Here is a 20,081-nt window from a genome sequence, read left to right as displayed (position 1 = left end):
GTTCGATACCGTTTTTACGCCTATGGAAAAGTCCCGGTCCCCCGATTCGCCACACCAAGGCACGCATCAGTCATGGCGGGCATGAAAAGGCCCGGATGCGCAATTCGATGCACATCCGGGCCCGTCTGCATTCGACGCGCGGCCCCGCTATGGACAGGCGCGACCGCACATCATCAGCCCTTCACCGCGCCGGAGGTGACGCCTTCGACGATGTACCGCTGCAGGAACAGGTACAGGATGAGGATCGGCAGCATGGCCAGCAGCAGCGCCGCCATGATCAGGCCGATGTCGTTGGAGTAGGTGCCGTAGAAGATCTGGGTCGCGATCGGGATGGTGTACAGCTCGCGGCGGCCCAGGACCAGGGATGGCAGCAGGTAGTCGTTCCAGAAGGCCATGGCGTCGATGATGGCGACCGTGGCTACGGTCGGCTTGAGCAGCGGGAACACGATCGTCCAGAAGGTGCGCCACTTGGAGCAGCCATCGATGCTGGCCGCCTCCTCAAGCTCGTTCGGAATGTTCGTCTTGATGGCGCCATGGAACATGAACACCGCCAGGGACACCGAGAAGCCGGTGTGCATGAGGATCAGCGTGATGCGGCTGTTCAGCACGTTGAGCAGACCGCCATACACGGAGACCAACGGCACCATGAGCACCTGGAACGGAATGACCATGGAGGCCACCATAAGCGCGAAGACCGCGCCGCCGAACCTCCACGAAGGGTTGCGCACGATCACGTACGCGCACATCGCGGAGAACAGGATGGTCAGGATCGTGGCGCTGACGGTGATGACCACGGAATTGCCGAACACGGTGAAGAAATTCATCTTCTCCATTGCCCGGGGGAAGTTGTCCAGGGTGAATCCGTGCTTGCCGATCAGCGCGAGCGGCTCCGTGTTGATGTCGGCCTTGGTCTTGAAGACGTTGATTACGACCAGGATGAACGGCGCGATGAACAGCAGCAGCACGATCGTCAGAACGACGATCATCAATGCATGCAGAACCTTGGTGCGAGTGCTGACTTGACCTTCCATTACGCTGCCACCTCACCTTTCTTGCCGAAGTACACCTGCAGCATGCCGATCACTGCGCAGACGATGAAGAGGACCAGCGCCTCCGCCTGACCGGTGCCGTAGTTCTTGTAGACGAACGCCTGGTTGTAGACGTGCATGGCCGCAAGCACCGACTGGTTGAACGGCTCGCCCTTGGTAAGCGAGAGGTTCAGGTCGTAGACCATAAAGCAGCGGGTGGTGCTCAGGAAGATGCACTGCACGAAGGAGGCGCGCATCAGCGGAATGACCACGTGCCACATGGCCTTGCCCTTGTTGCAGCCATCGATCATGGCCGCTTCCTTCAGGCTCTGGTCCACGCTCATGAAGCCGGCCACGTAGATCAGCATCATGTAGCCCGCGTATTGCCAGACCGATACGAGGATCAGACAGAACATCGCGCCGTTCGGCGTGGACAGTAGCGATGCGTGTTCGGACTGGGTGGCCGCCTCGGCGATGGCGACGAAGGCGCGGTTGAACACGAACTTCCATACGTAGCCCAGGACGATGCCGCCGATGAGGTTCGGAATGAAGAAGCCCGCGCGGAAGAAGTTCTGCCCCTTGATGCCGCTGGTCACCATGTAGGCCAGCAGGAAGGCGACGATGTTGACGAGTACGACCGAGATGACGGAGTAGACGAAGGTGCGGCCGAGCGACTGCCAGTACGCGGTGTCGGCGATGGCCGCCTTGTAGTTGTCGAGACCGACGAACGGCTTCTTCGCCGAAACGCCGTCCCAGCTGGTGAAGGTCAGGTACAGGCCGTAGAAGAACGGCAGGATCACGACGGCGAAGAACAGGATCGTCGCCGGACCGCCGAACATCAGGAACTGGCTGATTTTATAGGAAAGCTTGTTTTGTTTCATGATGAATCCCTTTTTGCGCCGGGGATGTAAGGCCTGCCGTCGGTGCCGGCGGCAGGCCCTGCATCATGTGCCCTGACGGATCAGGCGGTTTCGCCCGTGAACTTGGCGGTCTTCCAGTAATCCTGGATGTCCTTGGCGAGGGTTGCGCGATCCTCTTCGCCGGCGAGCCACTTCTGGAACTTGGCGCCCAGCACGGAGTAGTGGTCGTCCGGCAGGTAGTTGTAGTTCGGGATGAGCTTGCCGCCGTCGGCATAGGACTTCACGGACTTGCTCAGCGGGTCGGCGACATCGAGGGTGTTGCTCTTGAACGGGGAGACCAGCGCGGCGTCGTTGGTGATGAACTCCTGGCCTTCCTTGTCTTCGGCGAGCCAGTTCAGGAAGTCCTTGGCGGCCTTGCGCTGCTCGTCGGAGGTGTTGTCGGAGGAGTCGATGAAGAAGTACTTGGAACCGCCGCCGACGAGCTCCTCGTTGGTGCCGTCGTCCGTGTTCTGCGGGACCGGCATGATGCCCATGTTCTTGGAGTAGTCATACTGGTTGATCACGGACCAGTCCCAGTTGCCGCCGAACATGAAGGCGATCTCGCCTTCGGCCAGCTTCTGTTCGGTCACCTCGCGCTCCGCGGAGATGGCGGAGGACTTGGCGTAGTTGTTGTCCTTCATCACGTCGAAGAAGTTCATGAGGGAGGTCCACTTGGCATTGGAGTTGAGATCGACCTTGCCGTCCTTCATGTCAAGCAGGAAGGCGTTCGGATCCTCCTGCTCCTCGTAGACTTCGGGCAGGAAGTGGGCCGCCAGGGACCAGTCTTCCTTCATCACGCCGGTCGGGGAGGCCATGCCGCCGTCCTTGAGCTCCTGGATGAGCTCCTTGAAGGAATCGAGGGTCTTGTAGTCCTCCGGCTTGAATTCCTTGCCGGTGATCTTCTTGATGGCGTCGGCGTTGTAGATCAGGCCGCGGGCTTCGATGGAGACCGGGTAGCCGTAGGTCTTGCCGTCGATGCTGATGGCATAGTCGGTGTCTTTGACCCAGCTCTGATCGGACAGGTCGATGGCGTGCTCCTTAGCCAGGGAGTAGACATCCTTGGCGTCGACCATGGAGATGGTGTACGGATCCTTGGAGGCGTACTTGGTGGCGAGGTGAGCGGCGACGGTGTCGTTGGAGTAGTAGACCTCGACATCCACGCCCTTCTCCTTGGAGTATTTCTCTGCCATCTCCTCCATCTGGCTTTCGATCTCGACCTTGGAGTTGAAGATGGTGATCTTGGTACCGCTGGAGCTCGATGATCCGCATGCACCCAGCATGCCGACGGCCATCAGCGAAGCGACGACGGCAGCGCCGGCCTTCTTCCACGAAGAGAACTTACTCATTTCCAATCCCTTTCTATCCACTAAGCAACCCTGCTTAATGAGGTGTTCAAGGAGGGGATTCCCGACTTACGTTGTCGGAATTTCTCCGTCCTTGCCGTACAGGTTATCAAACCGGTTCGAGGGTGTCAAACCGGTTTAAGAAAACCCCTAGTTCACAGTCTTTTCATCAGCGTGTCGAGTCAAAGGATTGACGTATTGCAAACGTTAATATCTCAACGTCTCGAAAATGCCATCGGACCGCGCTATGATGGCTTCATACATGCACCCTATAGGGAACTGACCTTTGATACATCGATGTATCACAAGCACAACTAGGAATCAAGGAGATTTTATGGCGAACTGGTTGAACAACGCTATTTTCTATGAAATCTATCCGCAGTCGTTCAAAGACTCCAATGCGGACGGCATCGGGGATTTTCAAGGCATCATCAGCGCACTCGAATACATCCGCGATCTCGGCTGCAACGCCATCTGGATCAACCCCTGCTTCGACTCGTCGTTCTACGACGCCGGCTACGACGTGCGCGACTACTACACCGTCGCGGCGCGCTACGGCAGCAACGAAGACCTTGCGGCGCTATTCGAACGCGCGCACGAACTCGGCATGCACGTACTGCTCGATCTGGTGCCGGGGCATACGGCCATCGACAACCCCTGGTTCAAGGAATCCTGCAAGGACGAACGCAACGCATGGACCGACCGCTACATCTGGAGGCCGCTGAGCCAATCCCCCGACCTGAATTCGCCATACGCATCGATCCGCGGCTTTCTGGGCGGCATCGCGGAACGCCCGGATGCGGCGGCCGTCAACTGCTTCTCCACGCAGGCGTGTCTGAACTACGGCTTCGGCACCGTGACCGAGGACTGGCAGTTCGCGGCGGACTCACCGGAAGCGCAGGCCGGGCGTCTGCTCATCCAAGACATCATGGACTTCTGGCTGGGCCTGGGCTGCGACGGTTTCCGCGTGGACATGGCCGCCAGCCTGGTCAAGGAGGATTCCGACCATCATTGGACGTCGAAACTGTGGCGGCAGGTTCGCGAACACCTGGACGAGCGCTATCCGCAAGCCGTGCTCGTCTCGGAGTGGGGCAACCCCCACGAGGCGCTGCACGCCGGCTTCGACATGGACTTCCTGCTGCACTTCGGGCCGTCGCACTACCTGGACCTGTTCCGGGAGAATCCGTATTTCTCGGCCTCGGCGAACGGCGACATCAGGGCGTTCGCCGACACATACCGGAAGATGCTCGCCGACACCGCAGGCGGCGGCTACATCTGCATTCCGTCAGGCAATCACGACATGATCCGCATGCGCGACACCCTGACCCCCGACGAGATGAAACTTGCATTCACGTTCCTGCTGACCATGCCGGGCTGTCCGTTCATCTACTACGGCGATGAGATCGGCATGCGGTATGCGCATGGACTCAGATCCAAGGAAGGCGGCTATGAACGCACCGGCTCACGCACGCCGATGCAGTGGGATTGTTCGACCAATGCGGGATTCTCGGCCGCCCGCCGGGAGAATCTGTATCTGCCGGTCGACGGCGCCGCGGACGCGCCGAACGTGGCCTCGCAGGAGGAGGACGCCGATTCGCTGCTGCATGCCGTGCGCGCCCTGAACACCCTGCGTATGGCGCATCCGGCGCTGCAGGCCGACGGCGACATCGAATTCCTGCATGCGCAGGACCACGCGTATCCGCTTGTGTATGCAAGAACGACCGGCAGGGCCGGCGGCGCGGATTCCCGCGAACGCATCGTCGTGGCCATCAATCCGTCGTCATCCGAGGCGCGCTGCGCATTGCCGGCGGCATATGGCGGTGCGATCGGCGCAACGGAGGATGACGTGCTGTTCCACATCGGAGCCATCGCCGGCGTCAGGGAAGGCGAGCTGCGCGTTCCGGCGGGCAGTGCGACCGTCTTCAGATGCCGGTGACGACCGAAGGCATCGCACGCTTCGCGAGGGTGCGGCATGACATGGTCGCTCCGCCGGCATCGCGGCCGATGGAGCGGCCTTGCGCACCGATGGTCAGGGCCGCTGTATCTTTCGGCCCTTTGCGTCGATTTCGCCGTCGATGTGCCGGAAGATCCAGCTGTAGATCCAGGCGCAGCAGTACTGCGGCAACGTGACGCCCATCAACAGCAGCAGCGGAATCATGTAGACGAAGAACTGCATGTACAGCGCGGCGAAACCGGCGAGGATCACCAGCATGCACAGCGTGCGCGGGAAAAATCCGAACGCAAGCTTCGCGGCGTTCCCCAAGTGCACGGCGGTCGAATCCTCGTAACGGGACAGCAGCGGAAAGAAATATTGCGCGACGGCGACAAGCAGCAACCCCACGAAGGCCACACAGGCGACAAGCGGGCCACGCATGGACCCCATCGACCATGCGAGCATGCCGTCGACGGCGAGCACGACGGCGGCGAGCAGCAACCCGAGCCATGGCAGAATCGACTGCCTGAGGTTGCGTTTGAACGACTCGAAGAACTGGCGCGCTACATAGGTTTCCTCATGGCGGACCATGCGCCACAGCACGCTGTGCATGGCCGTGAACGCGGCGCCTGCGGTGACGATCGGGATGCAGCACAGCAGCGTGAGCACGTTGAGCACGATCAGGTCGAACAGCACGCCCATGATGGCGAAGAACATGTTGTTCTGATCGAAGAGCTTTGACATCTTTGGCATAACGCCCACCTTACCGGGAAGTGCGGGAAAGTTCCGGCAGGTCGCGAGTTGGCCGGCATGATTCCGCTGCGGGCCGGCGCAACGCCCCACGACGGGCCGGATGCGTACCGCCCGGCATGCCCGATGTATTTTGCCCCTCCCGCATCGCAGGAACGGGCGGGAGGGGCAACGGACATGCCGGACCTTACGGACGGTCGGCCTGGCGTCAGGCGACGACCGGCGGCTCGGCGATCAGATCGTCGGTGCGGTGTTCGCCGGCGGCGTCGGTCCACACGAGCGTGGCGACGGAGGCGGCGTTATCGACGCCAAGGCCCTTACCGGGCTCGAAGGTGAGCGTGGCGGAGGTGGTGGCGCCCTTCCAGGTGAAGCTGATGGACGTGTCGCCATCGGCCTCATAGGAGAAGTCGCCGTCGAAGGCGTCGAGTTCGTTGCGGAACTTCGCCAGGGCGTTCAGGGCCTTGACCACCGGGCGCTCGAGGTTCTCGTCGATCTCCGCGGTGGAGTAGTAGTGACGGTTGATGTCGCGGCCGTTGTTGGTCTTCTTCAGCAGCTCCATGTCGTTCCTGCCGGCGAGGGCGCCGACATAGTAGACCTGCGGGACGCCCGGCAGGAAGAACTGCACGGCGCGGGCTGCGATGTAATGCTGGTCGTTGCAGCCCAGTGCCGAGTAGTAGGTGCTGTTGACCTGGTAGAGGTCGAGGTTGGAGGCGGCGGCGCCGGTCGCGGCCTGGGACTCGCCGTGGGTGTTGGCATGAATGGTGTTGACGAGGGCGTCGACATCCTCATCCGGCACAAGGCCCTTGAGCGAGCGGTCCAGCTGATCGGAGCCGATGTCGATCACGCCGATGCCGTCGTGCGTATCGAGCACGGTGACGGCATTGTTCGGGCGGATGTCGGTCCAGTGCGCGACCGGCTCGACGTGGCCCGTGTTCAGCGAATGCAGCAGCAGCGGCGGCAGGGCGAAATCGTAGACTCGATCGACCTTCGAGGCGATCTCGACCTGCTTCTTGTAGTAGGAATGCACTTCGATGAGGATTTCGAGACCACGCTTGACGCCCTCCTCGCGCAGGCGGGAGATCAGCTTGAAGGTCTTCGGGGTCATGAAGCAGCTGGTGCCGGACTCCTTGGCGCCATAGCCGACGGCGTCGAGACGGATGTAGCTCACATGGGATGCGGCCATCTGGTCGAAGATCGACATGAGGTATTCCCAACCCTTGTCGGAGTCGGTGTCGATGTCGACCTGCTGCGGGGTGAAGCTCACCCATACCAGACGGGTCTTGCCGGCGAACTTGTAATGGGTGAACGGCAGACCCGGGCGCGGACGGTAGATGCCGGCCAGATCCTCTTCAGTGGCGCCGTTCGGGAAGACGGAGCTCATGGTCAGGAACATCGGGTAGTACTCGGATTCCTCGCCGTTGGCGAGCACGTCCTGGAACTGCTTGGATTCCCAGCTCATATGGTTGACGATGGCGTCGACCATGATGTCGTGGGTCCGGGACAGCTCGGCGACGTCATCCCAGTCGCCGAGTCGCGGATCGACCTTGGTGTGGTCAATCGGGTCAAAGCCTGCGTCGGCGCCGTCGAACGGGGTGAAGAACGGCAGAATATGTACGCCGTCGTACACGCCGTCGAAGCGGGTGCGCAGAATATCGGTCATCGACTTGATGGTGCCGTCGCCGAGACGGTCAGCGTAAGTGATGAGCTGCACTTTATTCTTCATGGGACCTCCCTCGGTTCCAATTGATGCATTGCCGGCGGCGTTCGGGACGCCGACCTTTCCGTTCGTTCCGGGGAGTGCCGCCCTCCCGAAATATCGAACCGGTTCGATATTACCGCCAAAGAGACGTCGTTGTCCAGTCGGCACCAGCCCGTCGGCGTGTCAGACCGACTCGGCGCGTTACCGGCGCGCAACGGAGGCGAGCGTTGCTATCTCAGCGAAATAACGATCGGAATCAAGGCCGTCCACGGTCGCGACGTTCGTCATATGCACACCGTCAAGACCGCCGTGCGCGACGATCGCATCCAACACCATGCGCTGCCAGCCGATCTCCATGTAAGGGTCCACCTCGGTACGGCCGAACGCGCGCATGGCGCACACCAGCGCGTGGGCGCCCCAATTCGACGTGCCCGCCACCACAAGCTGGTCCGTCGGCACCGTGCACGCGATGTTCGCGCCATGATCCACCACGCCCTCGATGGCGTAATCCTCGACGCGGCCCATGCCGATCTCGTTGCCGCCGTCGCCCACGCCGATGGTGTGCAGGCTCATAAGCGTCAGTTGGCTCAGGGGCGCGGTCCACTCGGTGATATCGATGCCGCGCATGTTGTGCGGACTGCCGTCGCGGGCGGGGCCGACGCGTTCGATGTAGATCAGGGTGCTGATGCCTTCGGCGCGCACCAAGTCAATCACACGGTTCAGCCAGGCATCGAACGGGGTGCCGCCTGGCGTGCATGTGTCCGATTCTCCCGAATCGGACACATGCGGGGCGTTATTCGCGTTCCGAGTGTCCGATTCTGGAGAATCGGACACATTGGGGGCGATGAGCACATGGTCCTCCGGCAGGAATCCCAACGCAGCCGGGCGGATCACCGGCTCGCAGCATTCGTCGCTGACCAGCCAGGCGTCCCCGCCAATCGCACGCAATGCCATGCACACTTCCAACGCACCCAACGGACCGTCCGTTTCGGCGGCCGGCCGATCGGCCTGAGGAATGAAGAATCCGGTGACCACCAGCGCCCGGGCCGGCAGACCGCTCCTGCCGGAGCGCCCTTCCCTGCCGGAAACCAGATGACGGGCGGCGCGGAACAGGTCGCCGCGCGAATACGTCATCAACGTCTCCGAACCGCGGCCGACATCATGTGCGGCCATGTTCGCGATTCTCGCAATGGTCGGGTAATGCCGCCAATCCAGAATGCTTTTGCGCATGTTCCCCTCCTCCAAGGCGTTCGCGCACGACAGTGCGGCGCTATTCGATGCATCCCAGGCTTTCGCCGTATTGGACGGGATCACCGACATGTGCGCTCCGATGTAATATGCCCGATGAGGGGGCTATGATCTCGGTCTCCATCTTCATGGCCTCGAGCACCGCGATCAGATCGCCCTCGCGCACCTGCGCGCCGTCGTCGACCAGCCATCGGGACAAGGTGCCGGTGATCGTGGATTCGATCGCCATGCCGACCTCATATTTGTCCGATTCTGGAGAATCGGACATCTGCGGGGCAAAAAACACATTCTGTTTGTCCGATTCTGGTGAATCGGACAAACTGGCGGCGAAGGCGGCGAGCGAGGCGAGACCCGCAGGCAATCCGAGACGGACCCGACGCCCATCGATCTCAAGCCAGCTCTCAACGGGATGCGTCGGCGCGCCCCGTCTGCCGCATGCACCTCCCGACAACGACGCGGCATCGACCGTCGGCAGGAATTCCTCCTCGATCCAACGGGTGTACACGCCAAAATCGGCATCCCCGGCAATAAAGGCGGGCTGCTCAAGCACCGCCCTGTCAAATGGGATGACCGTCGGGATCCCGGCAATCGCAAGCTCGGCCAATGCACGGCGGGCGCGGGCCAGACAGGCCTCACGTGAAGGTGCAGAAATCACCAGCTTGGCCAGCATCGAATCGAACTGGCCGGGAATCGAATCACCCGCGGCAACGCCGGAATCAAAGCGGACACCGGGACCGGTCGGAACACGCAATTTTTCGACGGTGCCGGGAAACGGAACGAAACCCAACGCCGGATCCTCCGCATTGATGCGAAATTCGATGGCGTGACCGCGCGCAGCGGGCGTACCGTCTTCCAAACCGGGAATCTCAGCGATTCGCGCGCCCTCGGCGACCGCAAGTTGCGCCGCGACCAAGTCGACGCCCGTCACGGCCTCCGTAACGGGATGCTCCACCTGAATGCGTGTGTTGACTTCCATGAACGACATGGTGCCGTCCGGATCGACGAGGAACTCCACCGTTCCGGCGCTCTCGTAGTGCGCCCTCTCACAGATGGCGACGGCTGCGGATTCGAGTCGCCGCACGGTCCCATCCGGCAGGAACGGAGCCGGCGCCTCCTCGATGAGCTTCTGATTGCGACGCTGCAGCGAGCAGTCGCGCGTGCCGACGGCGACAACGCTGCCGGTGCGGTCGCCCAGCACCTGCACCTCCACATGGCGGGGGCGTGCCAGGAAGCGTTCGATGAAGCAGTCGCCGTTGCCGAACGCAAGCTCGGCCTCATGCGTGGCGGATACGAAAGCCTCACGCACGTCTTCGAGCTGGTGCACCACCTTCAGACCGCGACCGCCGCCGCCATACACGGCTTTGATGGCCAGCGGCAGACCGTGCCGTTCGGCGAACGCCACGACTTCGGACGGCTCGCGCACGGGTCCGGTGGTGCCGGGGGCCATGGGCGCGCCCGCCTTGGCCGCGATGCGCCGGGCTTCGACCTTGGATCCGAGCGCGCGGATGGTATCGGGGCCCGGACCGATCCACGTCATGCCGGCGGCGATGACCGCTTCGGCGAAGTCCGCGTTTTCGGCAAGGAATCCGTAGCCGGGATGCACCGCGTCGGCATGCGCCTTCTTGGCGGCCCCTATGATTGCGTCGATGTTGAGATACGTGCTTTTCGCATCCGCCCCCTGCAGTGAGTAGGCTTCGTCGGCCAGATGCACGAACAGCGCGTCGGCGTCCGGGTCGGCATAAGCCGCAATGGCCGTACGGCCGGTGTCGTGGCACGCGTGGATGATGCGCACCGCGATCTCACCGCGGTTGGCGATCAGGATTCGCTGCAGTCTGGGCATTGCCGGATCTCCTTGTGTTCTTGCGATTGTGCGCACTGTTTGTCCGATTCCTGATTGTCCGATTCTGGAGAATCGGACAACTGTGACGCCAAAATTCGGTTCCATGTGTCCGATTCACCAGAATCGGACAAACAGCGGAAGCGGATTTGGGCACCCGGCGGCAGCTGCCCGGCCAGATTCAGCGACCGGGGCGTCAGCACGGCAATGACCGGGTAGCCTCCGGTCACGGGTTGGTCACGTAGGAAAATGACCGGCTGGCCGCTGGTCGGAACCTCGATGGAGCCCGGCGGCGTCGCCTCGCTCGCCAATTCCGCGGCATCACGCCGTTCCAGCGAACATTCGCCCTGCAAGCGTAGCCCCACACGGTTCGATTGCGCGGTGACCGTCCAGATCCGGTTGAGGAAGTCGCTGATTCCCGTTGTGGTGAACCAGTCGTCGCGCGGCCCCAAATGCACGTGGAGTTCCGTGATTTCGCCGGATTTCGGCAGATGTTCCGGCCATGGTTCCGGCAGTCCCACACTATTTCCGCATGTGCCGTCCCCGTCTGTACCGCCTTTGCCTGCGCCACGTCTGTCTGCACCACGTCTGTCTGTGCCGTCCCCGCCACCGCATGCCGTTATCGATGGGCTCGCCTCCGGCCGGCACACCGCCAGGAATTGCCCGGACACGATCGGCTTGGGACCGATGCCGCTCATGGTGTCGGTCGCGGCGGATCCGAGCGAACGTTCCACGTCGAATCCGCCACGCACCGCCAGGTAGTCGCGCAGTCCGCTGGACGGAACGCCGATTTCGATGGCTTCGCCGTCACGCAGCAGCATGGCCTCCTGCCTGATCACCACGGTGCGCTCGAGTGCATGCGCGCGGCCTTCTGCGTTATGTTGCGCACTCACGCCATCGTTTCGGTCGGCATTGCCGATGATGGTGATCGGCGCCGGCGCACCGGCCACGGCCACGACCGCATCGCCGTGCGCCACGAAGCGCACTCCCCCGCCGGTGATTTCCAGAACAGGGGCGTTCGCAGGATTGCCGACCAAGGCATTGGCGAGATGGGAGGAGCACGGATCGGCCGCGCCCGAACCGGTCACGCCCATATCCGCCGAGCGCCGCCCATCATCCTGGAAGGTGGTAAGCAGTCCCGGACGTACGGCCTCCAGCGCGGCGGTCGCCACGCCGGCTGAATCCGGGCCGCACCGTTTGCCTGCCTTCTGTTTGTCCGATTCTGGTGAATCGGACACATGGAACCGAATTTTGGCGTCACAGTTGTCCGATTCTCCAGAATCGGACAAACAGGAGACGGGGGCGGCCACGGCACGCTCGCGCACGGGAGTGAACCGCACGGCATCGCCCGGCTGCAGCAATGCGGGCGGGTCGGCATGCTCATCCCACATCGTCCTTTCGGTATGGCCGAGCAACTGCCAGCCGCCGGAACTCACCCGTGGGTAGACGCCGGAAAAGGTGCCCGCCAATCCCACCGCGCCGGCGGGAACGCTCAGTCGCGGCACTGTGCGGCGCGGCACGTCGAAGATCTCATCACCGCCGGTCAGGTAGGCGAAACCGGGCGCGAATCCGACGAATGCGACCGACCATGCGCGAGCGCAATGCCGCGCAATGATCTGAGACGCGGAGACACCCAGCAACCGGGCTATGTCGGCCAAATCCTCACCATCGTAGACCACCGGAATCTCAACGGTCCGCGAGCGTCGGCACACGTCAGCGGAAACGTCCAGCGCGCGCACCGCAGCGATGATGCCGGCACGGGAGGCGAGTAACGGGTCGAATGCGATCAGTATGGTGCGGGCTGCGGGAATCAGCTGGGTCACGGCGTCCAGAACGCTCCCGCGCGGTTTGTCTGCCGTAGTGGCGGAACGCAGTGCGGCGAATACGCGCAGGGTCTCGTCAAGATCGGCGAGTTCCACCAGCACGCCGCCGTCGCCGCAGGTCAGGAATCTCATGGCCGACGACCAATCGGGGGCAGGACGCCGCCATGCATGGCGTCGGATGCCTCGGGGTTGCTCGCACCGTAGCTGGACGCCCTGTCGGAATCGTGGCGTTTTGTCTCCCTATCCGCTGCGAATGCGTGCACTTCGATGCCTTCGGCTTCCAGATGGGCCCTCACGGCCCGAGCCATGGCCACGGCGGAGGGCGAATCGCCATGCACGCATACGGAATCAGCGTCCAAGGTCACCACGGAGCCGTCAATCGCCTCGACCTCATGCCGTGTGGCCATGCGCAGCACGCGTGCGGCCACCGCCACCGGGTCGGCGATCACCGCTCCGGACAGCCGGCGTGAGACCAGCGTGCCGTCCGGATTGTAGGCCCGGTCGGCGAAGGCCTCGTGGAATACGCGCAGGCCCGCATCCGCAGCCAGACGGCCGACCACGGCACCAGGCTGGGTGAGCACGCCCAGACTCGGATCAACGCAGCGGATTGCGTCGACCACCGCGGAGGCCTGAGCCTCGTCGTGCACGATCCGGTTGTAGAGCGCCCCATGCGGCTTCACATACCGCACGCCGGTGCCTACGGCGTGCGCGAGCCCCTCCAGCGCGGCAATCTGGTACATCACGTCCGCCTTCAGTTCGGCAGGTGTCACGTCGACGTAGCGACGCCCAAACCCGGCCAGATCACGGTAGGCAACGTGCGCTCCGACCGCAACGCCGCGCGAGCCCGCGACCTCGAGCGTGCGCAGCATCACCGAAGGATCGCCCGCATGGAATCCGCAGGCCACGTTCGCGCTCGAGACCACCGCGAGCAATGCCTCGTCATCGCCGAGTTTCCAACGCCCGAAGCTCTCTCCCATGTCGCTGTTCAAATCGATGCCGTTCATACCGCCCCTTCTGCCGTCTCCCGTTGTTCACACCGTGCGGTCGCCATTCACACCATGCGGTCGCCATTCACACCATGTAGTCGAGGTCCCGTTTGTCGGTGATGAACATATGCCCCGGCGCGTGCGTGATCGCGAATTCCGGTTTCGACGCCATCACCGCCGCCTGTGGGGTTACGCCGCACGCCCAGAACACCGGCACGTCGCCCGGCTCCAGGACCGGTTTGTCGCCGTAGTCGGGCTGTGTGATGTCGTCGATGCCGATTGCGGTGGAATCACCTATGCATACGGGTGCGCCGTGCACCGACGGATAGTATCCGGAGATCCGGCACGCGTCGGCCACCTGCCGTGCGGGAATGCCGCGCATCGACACGACCATCGTGGAATGGAAGGCGCCCGCCGGCCGGCATTCGATCGACGTATCGTACATGGGCACGTTGCGTCCGGCCGTGATGTGCCGCACCGGGATTCCGGCCTCCATCAGGGGAAACTCGAAGGTGAAGCTGCATCCGATCACGAACGTCACCAGATCGGACCGCCAGTAGTCGCGGATGTCCGGCGTCTCGGCCACCAGCTCGCCATGCCTCCACACGCGATACAGCGGCACGTCGGTGCGGATGTCGGCGCCCGGTGCGGTCGCCGGTTCGGTGACGCCCGGTTCCATCACCTCCAGCAGGGGGCAGGGTTTGGGATTGCGTTGCGCAAACAGCAGGAAGTCGAAGGCCTGTTCCTTCGGTAGGATCATCAGATTCGCCTGTGCATAGCCCCGCGCTATGCCGCACGTCGGGCGTACCTGCCCCGCACGGAACGCGGCGCGCGCCGCCGCGGGGGTGGATGCCGCATCGAGATCAGCCATGTTCACGCCTTCCTCGCCCATGCCTACGTCGTCCTCGCACCGACCGGCGCGACCCGCAGGCAACGGAAAACTCTTCTGCCCACCACGATGAACGCACAACGTTACGGTGTTTTGACTTTCGTGACGCCAATGTTTCAGGCTTGCAAATTGGCGGCTTCGCGCGGAAACATATCGCCACTAGGTTGGGCGCTGTACGGCGGCGTCGCGTCGCCGTCCCGATTTCATGCGTTGCGTCGGTTCCACGCGGCTGGCATTATGCAGTCGGCTTCGCATGATCGGATTGGCATGTTCATGTGATTGGGATTCGCGCCATCCGCACGATTCGCGCCGTATGGCTTACGCGATGGCTGCGCGCGCAGGAAGAGAGGTTCCCATGAGTTCGATCGTTCTGGGCATCGGCAATGGCAAGGCGCTGTTTGCAGGTACGTCCGTCGCGTCCGACAAGGATTTGGTGCGGTTCGCGGATCCGACGGACGACATCATCAACGCCTTCGATCTGAGCGTGCTGCGCGGCGACGGCATTTTCGAGGCGACCACCGTGTGGAAGGGCTTTCCGGTCTCGTTGGAGAACCATCTCAGGCGTCTCGCGCGATCCGCGAAGCTCATGGACATGCCCGAACCGAACATTCCGGCGATGACCCGCGCCGTGGAGCTGGTCATCGACCAGTATGACGATCCGGAACCCGGCCCGATGCTGCGCATCATCGTCTCCCGCGGCCTCGACCCGGACACCGGCGTGGGCAGGTCGGCCGACCGCACGCCCACCATCTTCATCTTCCTCGACGCCAAGGGCACGCTGCATTCGTTGGAGCCGATCACCATGGCGTCGATGACGCGCGGGTATCCGTCGGATATCACCGCCCGCGCACCTTGGCTGCTCAATGGCGCGAAGACCCTCAGCTACGCGTTCAACTGCGCCGTGCACCGCGAATGCGCGCGCCGGGGCGTCGGCGATGCGATTCTGCACACGGAGGACGGCTACACGATGGAATGCCCGAATTCCTCGATCGTGGCGCGCTACGGCGACGATTTCGTCACGCCCGACCCGCGCATCGGCATCCTCAACGGCACCTCGCAGCGTGAGATGTTCGCATGGGCGTTGCAGGAGGGTCACAAGGCGACCTATCGGAAGCTGCCGATCGCCGAACTGCGTGAGGCCGACAGCCTGTACATGACGCACGGTGGTTGGGCGATCCCGATCAGCGAGATCGATGGACGCGCCTTGGTCGTGGACACGGCGCAGATTCAGGCGATCAACGACGCGATCCATTCCGGACGCACGCATGACGCCGCGCTGGCAATCGGCCCGACCGGCGATTACGAGTGATCGGCGGCCGCTGACGCCGCACGCGTGGTGTCGCCCAACGCCAAGGTCACGGGAATGAGCACGGACGGCTCGAACGGGTTGTCGTCTTTTTTCAGGCTTGCCTTGGCCGCACCCGCATCCTCATTGACGATGACCTGCGTGATGTGGTCGGCGACGGACTGCGCGATCCCGACGAAATCCTGCACGACCGCGGTCATCCTCATGCCGGCGAGGTCGGTCAGATACGTGCCGTCGTAGGCGACGATCTGCAGATCCCGCGGAATGCCGATACCCCGCTGCAGCGCCTCGCGCACGCAGAAGGAAGCCCCGATATCGGAGCTGACCACCGCATCCACGCCATCCGGACCGACGCGGTCCAACGTCTCGTTCACCGCACGATGGTAGCCATCGAAGTCCATGACCTCGCCGGCCTCCACATATTCGTAACGGATGCCGGCCTTCGTCAGCTCCTGTTCGAGCGTCAGGTAATAGCGCACCGTGGGGAAGGTGGTCTTCTCCAAGTCGAAGGCATCCTCCACCTCGCCGCGGGCGGCCAGGTCGAAGAACTGATCACGCGGCCCGCCGATCATCACCACATGACGCGCACCGGTGCGAATGAGCAGATCGGCGATCAGGCGGCCGCCCTGCTCATGGTCGGAGCCCACCGAAGCGATGCCTTCCCCCAGCACACGGTCGAACGCGACGATCGGACGGCGGATGGATGTCCAATAATCGGGCGTATGCGCGGTGTGGGCGCTCATCACGATGCCGTCCATGATATGGCGGCGCAGCATCTCCACGTACTCGGCCTCGCCGTTCTCGGCATCGGCGGTGGAACACAGCATGGTGCTCAATCCCTGCCCGGCGAGCGCATGCTGCAGATTGGCCGTGAACGTGGCGAAAAACGGGTGGCGGATGGTCGGCACGATCACACCGACCATATTGGTGCGATTGTGGTACAGATTGCGCGCCAGCTCGTTCGGTACGTAATTCAGCGCGCTCATGGCACGCTGCACCCGATCGCGCATATCGTCGGACACATACCCCGTACCGTTCACCACCAACGAGACGGTGCTCAACGAGACTCCGGCCTTCTTCGCCACGTCGCGCATGCCGACCATGTTCATACTCCTTATTGCGCAACCGTTATCATGCTCATTGTACATAGTATCGAACCGGTTCAGCGAACGGTGTGTGCATCGTTTTACGTTCAGCGAGACGGCCGGCGGGGGCATACGCTCGCCGGCATACGAAAACGGCGCGAAGCCTGACGACGATTGCCGCCCGCTTCGCGCCGTTTGCCGCGTCCGACCGTGATCCGCGCCCACAATCCAGGCGCGGCGCCGCGGATCAGGCCGTAGGCACGGAACCTTCCTGCGAATGGTCGAAGACCGGCTTGTTGTCGGCGTCGTACTTGTAGACGCCGATGGAGGCCGAGCTCGGATCATGCGCGTCGTTGAACGCGCCGATGGAGGTCTGGCCCTTGTACTGGATCTCCTTGCCATCCTTGAGCAGGGCCAGGCAGGCCTTGTAGGAATCGCATTCCTCGCCCTTGGTGGAGCCGGAGACCGCCATGAGGTTCTTCTGCACGGTCTCGCCGTCCGTGGCGCCGCCCTTCTGCGCGGCGAGCGCGGCCAGCACGATGGCGTCGTAGGTTTCGGCGGTATAGGTGAAGTCGGTGACCTTGGAATTGAAGGACTTGACGTTCTTCTGGAATTCGTCGGTCGGGTGGGCGCCCGGAATGGTGCCGACGGAACCTTCCAGCAGACCGCTTTCGAAATCCTCGGAATGGTCGACGGTATTGCCGTCGGTCATGTACAGCTTATGGGTGTCGACGCCCTGGGCCGCAAGCTCCTTGACGAGCGGCACGGTCTGATCGAAGGCGATCACCAGCGTGGCGTCCGCATCGGAGGCCTTGATGCTGGTCACCATCGAGGAGAAGTTGGTTTCGGTCGGGTCGAAGGTGTCCTTCTCGCCGTAGACGACCTTCACGCCGGCATCCTCAACGGTCTTGACGACCACGTCTCGCAGAGACGTGCCGTATTCGTCGTTGAAGACCGCGATGGCAAGGTTCTTCACACCGTCCTGGGCGATGATCTGGCCCAGTACGGCACCCTGCACGGTGTCCGGCGGGATGGTACGGAAGAAGTAGTCGTTCAGGCCGGAGAACGCGGTGGACGTGGCGCCCGAGGAGATCATCGGCACCTTGGCGGAGGTGACCTGCTTGTAGGTGTTCTTGACCACGGAGCTGGACGGCGGGCCGACCACGACGGAGGGGTTCTTGGCAAGCACCGACTGCGCGGCGGAGGTGTTCTGGTCGGCATGGTCCGCGTCCGAGGTGTCGGCCGAGGTGATCTCGATGTCCTTGCCCAGCACGCCGCCGGCATCGTTGATGTCCTTCTGTGCGAGCTTCATGGTGGCGATGTTGGCCGGGCCGAGGTACGCCATGGAGCCGGTGAGCGGGAACAGGCCGGCCGCGATGAACGTGCCGGAATCGGATTTGGACGAGGCGGTTGAGGCGCTCGAGCCGGACGCAGACGAGCCGCAGCCGGACAGCATCATCGTCAGCGCGGCCGCCGCCGCGGTAATCGTAATCAGGGTCTTCTTGGAATTACTCTTCTTCATTGTCGTCACTTCCTCTTGTCTCTGTGATATCGCTTATTGCCGTGTGTATTGCCGCGGGAAAGCAAGAATCCGCATATTCCTACGGCCATCACGGTTGCGCTATCTGGAATTGTGCGGATTCTTGCGATTGGGGTCCGATGGCGGCCGTGCATCCCACGTTCGCCGGCCACCGTCAAAACCTGCCGTCAGTCAGTCGGAACGTCGCCGGACTGGGTGTGGTCGAAGACCGGTTTGTTGTCGCCGTCGAAGGTGTAGACGCCGATGTTCGCGGAGCTCGGATCGTTGTTCTTGTTGAACGGCCCGATGCCGGTCTGTCCGGAGTACTGGATCTCCTTGCCGTCCTTGAGCAGGGCCACGCAGGCCTTGTAGGAATCGCACTTCTCGCCGCCGTTCGCACCGGAGACCGCCGCCATGTTGGCCTGGATGGTCTTGCCGTCGGCGCTGCCGCCCTTCTGCGCGGCGAGGGCCGCGAGAATGATGCCATCATAGGTTTCGGCACCGTAGGTGGTGGTGTTCTTCAGGTCCACGCCCGTGGACTCAAGACGCTTGACGAAGTCGTCGGACGGATTGGTGCCGGGAATGGTGCCCTTCGATCCCTCGAGCAGGCCGGCATCAAGTTCGCTGGAATAATCGGAGGTGTTGCCATCGACGAAATACAGCTTGTGCATGTCGACGCCGGCGGAGGCGAGGGCCTTGAGCAGCGGCTTGGTCTGGTCGAAGGCGATCACCAGCGTGGCATCCGCATCGGAGGCCTTGATCGCGGTGGCGATGGAGGCGAAGTTGGTTTCGGTCGGGTCGAAGGTATCCTTCTCGCCGTAGACCACATCGACGCCGGCCTCACCGGCGGTCTTGATGATGGTGTCGCGCAGGCCGGTGCCGTATTCGTCGTTGAAGACCGCGACGGCGAGCTTCTGCACGCCATCCTGGGCGATCACGTTGCCGAGCACGGCGCCCTGCACGGTATCGGGGGCGACGGTGCGGAAGAAGTAGTCGGACAATCCGGAGAAACTGGCCGAAGTGGCGCCCATCGACAGCATCGGAATGTTCTGCGAGGTGATGGACTTGTAGGTGTTCTTGACCACGGAGCTGGAAGCCGGGCCGATGATGAACGACGGGTTCTTGCTGAGCACGGACTGCGCGGCGGAGGTGTTCTGGTCGGCATGGTCCGCGTCCGAGGTGTCGGCGTCGACGGTGGTGACGTCATTGCCCAGCACACCGCCGGCATCGTTGATGTCCTTGACCGCCAGCTTCTCGGCAGCCAGCTCAGGCGGCGCCAGGTAGGCCAGGGAACCGGTTTCCGGCCACAGACCGCCAAGCACGAACTTGGTGGTCTTGGCGCTGGAATCGGACGCGCTCGCCGAGCTGCTGGAACCGCTGGAACTCGAGCCGCAACCGGCGAGCGACATCACTGCGGCGGCAACCATGGCGGTCGTCGTAATCGACAGCTTCCTCATACTCCTCATGTTGATATGCTTCATGCGAATCACCATTTCCTCTCTTGATCCGACCGAATGCCGAACCCTTGGTGACGACTGCGATCATCGTGACTGCTCCCGACCGTTCGCAATCTTTACTTCGGAATATAGAAACCCCGCAAACCGAAAGTGTGTGCATGAAGTTAACCTGAGATGAAGTCCGAAAACTGTTGGAAACACAGGGATTTTCACTGGTTTTCAGGCATGGTCGAGCCGCCGGCGTGGCCATGGGCTCCGGAACGCCGGCGGCTGTGCGGG

General features: G+C 62.8%; 15 protein-coding genes. 2 read left to right on the top strand and 13 right to left on the bottom strand.

Going from position 1 to position 20,081, the window contains the following annotated elements:
- Positions 1–173 precede the first annotated feature (173 nt).
- The 3 genes from BMOU_RS06985 to BMOU_RS06975 all read right to left on the bottom strand — a co-directional run bounded on the left by BMOU_RS06985 (position 174) and on the right by BMOU_RS06975 (position 3,273).
- Positions 174–1,031, bottom strand: coding sequence for a carbohydrate ABC transporter permease (locus BMOU_RS06985; RefSeq protein ID WP_034876176.1), 858 nt, complete (start codon positions 1,029–1,031; stop codon positions 174–176).
- Complete coding sequence (locus tag BMOU_RS06980; protein ID WP_034876174.1) at positions 1,031–1,909, bottom strand: carbohydrate ABC transporter permease; 879 nt, start codon at positions 1,907–1,909, stop codon at positions 1,031–1,033. The genes BMOU_RS06985 and BMOU_RS06980 overlap by 1 nt, the downstream gene beginning before the upstream one ends.
- 80 nt (positions 1,910–1,989) lie before the next feature.
- Entirely contained in the window at positions 1,990–3,273 is a 1,284-nt protein-coding gene (locus tag BMOU_RS06975) for an ABC transporter substrate-binding protein (RefSeq protein WP_034876172.1), read from the bottom strand.
- A 331-nt stretch (positions 3,274–3,604) separates the two neighbouring features.
- Here BMOU_RS06975 and BMOU_RS06970 point away from each other — a divergent pair, with 331 nt between their 5' ends.
- Positions 3,605–5,206, top strand: coding sequence for an alpha-amylase family glycosyl hydrolase (locus BMOU_RS06970; protein WP_034876170.1), 1,602 nt, complete (start codon positions 3,605–3,607; stop codon positions 5,204–5,206).
- A gap of 93 nt (positions 5,207–5,299) precedes the next feature.
- Here BMOU_RS06970 and BMOU_RS06965 read toward each other — a convergent pair whose 3' ends face one another.
- The 7 genes from BMOU_RS06965 to BMOU_RS06935 all read right to left on the bottom strand — a co-directional run bounded on the left by BMOU_RS06965 (position 5,300) and on the right by BMOU_RS06935 (position 14,417).
- The gene (locus BMOU_RS06965) at positions 5,300–5,956 is read right to left on the bottom strand and encodes a YesL family protein (protein ID WP_034876167.1); all 657 of its coding nucleotides are present in this window, start codon (positions 5,954–5,956) and stop codon (positions 5,300–5,302) included.
- 205 nt (positions 5,957–6,161) lie between these two features.
- A complete protein-coding gene (gene gtfA, locus BMOU_RS06960) occupies positions 6,162–7,676 on the bottom strand; it encodes a sucrose phosphorylase (RefSeq protein ID WP_034876165.1) in 1,515 nt (504 codons plus the stop codon).
- A gap of 177 nt (positions 7,677–7,853) precedes the next feature.
- Entirely contained in the window at positions 7,854–8,882 is a 1,029-nt protein-coding gene (locus BMOU_RS06955) for a glutamate cyclase domain-containing protein (protein ID WP_034876163.1), read from the bottom strand.
- A 40-nt stretch (positions 8,883–8,922) separates the two neighbouring features.
- Positions 8,923–10,740 carry an acetyl/propionyl/methylcrotonyl-CoA carboxylase subunit alpha gene (locus BMOU_RS06950; RefSeq protein WP_034876161.1) on the bottom strand — a complete coding sequence of 606 codons (1,818 nt, stop codon included), beginning with the start codon at positions 10,738–10,740 and terminating at the stop codon, positions 8,923–8,925.
- Positions 10,716–12,692 (bottom strand): 5-oxoprolinase subunit B/C family protein, encoded by a 1,977-nt coding sequence (locus BMOU_RS06945; protein WP_034876159.1) that lies wholly within the window; start codon positions 12,690–12,692, stop codon positions 10,716–10,718. The genes BMOU_RS06950 and BMOU_RS06945 overlap by 25 nt, the downstream gene beginning before the upstream one ends.
- Complete coding sequence (locus BMOU_RS06940) at positions 12,689–13,564, bottom strand: LamB/YcsF family protein (RefSeq protein WP_034876157.1); 876 nt, start codon at positions 13,562–13,564, stop codon at positions 12,689–12,691. The genes BMOU_RS06945 and BMOU_RS06940 overlap by 4 nt, the downstream gene beginning before the upstream one ends.
- A gap of 67 nt (positions 13,565–13,631) precedes the next feature.
- A complete protein-coding gene (locus BMOU_RS06935) occupies positions 13,632–14,417 on the bottom strand; it encodes a putative hydro-lyase (RefSeq protein WP_034877380.1) in 786 nt (261 codons plus the stop codon).
- A gap of 373 nt (positions 14,418–14,790) precedes the next feature.
- Here BMOU_RS06935 and BMOU_RS06930 point away from each other — a divergent pair, with 373 nt between their 5' ends.
- Positions 14,791–15,744, top strand: coding sequence for an aminodeoxychorismate lyase (locus BMOU_RS06930; RefSeq protein WP_034876155.1), 954 nt, complete (start codon positions 14,791–14,793; stop codon positions 15,742–15,744).
- Here BMOU_RS06930 and BMOU_RS06925 read toward each other — a convergent pair.
- The 3 genes from BMOU_RS06925 to BMOU_RS06915 all read right to left on the bottom strand — a co-directional run bounded on the left by BMOU_RS06925 (position 15,735) and on the right by BMOU_RS06915 (position 19,838).
- On the bottom strand, positions 15,735–16,844 hold the full coding sequence (locus BMOU_RS06925; protein WP_034876153.1) for a LacI family DNA-binding transcriptional regulator: 1,110 nt from the start codon (positions 16,842–16,844) through the stop codon (positions 15,735–15,737). The two genes, BMOU_RS06930 and BMOU_RS06925, sit on opposite strands and share 10 nt — an antisense overlap.
- 229 nt (positions 16,845–17,073) lie before the next feature.
- Positions 17,074–18,348: an ABC transporter substrate-binding protein gene (locus BMOU_RS06920; RefSeq protein WP_034876151.1), complete on the bottom strand. Its 1,275-nt coding sequence runs from the start codon at positions 18,346–18,348 to the stop codon at positions 17,074–17,076.
- A gap of 185 nt (positions 18,349–18,533) precedes the next feature.
- Positions 18,534–19,838 (bottom strand): ABC transporter substrate-binding protein, encoded by a 1,305-nt coding sequence (locus tag BMOU_RS06915; RefSeq protein WP_034876149.1) that lies wholly within the window; start codon positions 19,836–19,838, stop codon positions 18,534–18,536.
- Between the last annotated feature and the right edge of the window lie 243 nt (positions 19,839–20,081).

Origin of the sequence: Bifidobacterium moukalabense DSM 27321 (genome assembly GCF_000522505.1) — a bacterium.
Lineage (GTDB): Bacteria > Actinomycetota > Actinomycetes > Actinomycetales > Bifidobacteriaceae > Bifidobacterium > Bifidobacterium moukalabense.
This window is presented reverse-complemented; position numbering and strand designations above follow the sequence as displayed.